The sequence below is a fragment of the Massilimicrobiota sp. An134 genome (assembly GCF_002160815.1).
Taxonomy (GTDB): Bacteria; Bacillota_I; Bacilli_A; order Erysipelotrichales; family Coprobacillaceae; genus Allocoprobacillus; species Allocoprobacillus merdigallinarum.
Genome location: NZ_NFLH01000079.1, coordinates 1 through 862, shown reverse-complemented (window position 1 = coordinate 862; position 862 = coordinate 1). Strand labels below are relative to the sequence as shown.

The window sequence follows — 862 nt, the reverse complement described above, 5'->3', positions numbered from 1 at the left end:
TAGTCTTGAAACTACATCTGTCAAGGTATATAATAAACTATGTTAGTTATATCTATAGTTAAAGCATACGACAGTCTTTGGCTTGACATGTCGCTTGTATTTTCTGTTGGGTCGAATTGGCAGAATCTCTTTAGCTATCAGATACTCTACAGGTGGATTCTTTCCACCTTTTTTTCTTAGAAACTCTCTGATGATATGTATGGATTTTGTAAAATTAACCCGATATGTATATTTGTTTCTGTCCTTTTTAGGAATCTTTATTTCCTGTACAATCCTTTGACAGAAATTATACATGACCATACGTGCATAGATTTCCTGCTGTATGAGTTTTCTTTTCTTGGCATGCAATGCATTGAGTCCAATGGCATACTTGAGTTCTCGAAAAGAAGTTTCCTCGCCCCATCTCATATTGTAGATTTCACGGATTTCTTCCATTGAGAATTCCTCTCTGCTTAAATTGGTAATAATAGTTTCATATTTATCATCGGATATTTTGAATCTCACGACCCTACAGTTGAACTCATACCAGGGATTCTCTTTGTCCATAAAATCAAATCTCATTGATTTGGTAATAATTTTATATATTTCAGGACAGGCTTTTGTCATTTTTGTTTGTTTTAAGGTCAGCATTCTAAACACATCAACATCAAACTCACCATCAGGAAATGGTCCTAGTGACTTGGTGATGCTAGTCGTAGATTCAATGTCTTTAACACGAATGATATATTTATGTCCTGAGTGTACAACATGTTCAAAACCATTGTAGGATTCATAGCCTCTATCGGCAATGAAGATGGCTTTCTGTCCATCATATCTGTCAACAAGTTGACAGAAAGCATCATTTTCGTCTTTTTTGGCTTCA

At 35.0% G+C, this 862-nt stretch carries 1 protein-coding gene; it reads right to left on the bottom strand.

All coding sequences use genetic code 11. From position 1 onward, the window contains the following. Positions 1-42: 42 nt before the first annotated feature. Positions 43-862, bottom strand: an 820-nt coding sequence (locus tag B5E79_RS13245) for a transposase (protein ID WP_087298360.1), incomplete at its 5' end; no start/stop codon positions are given.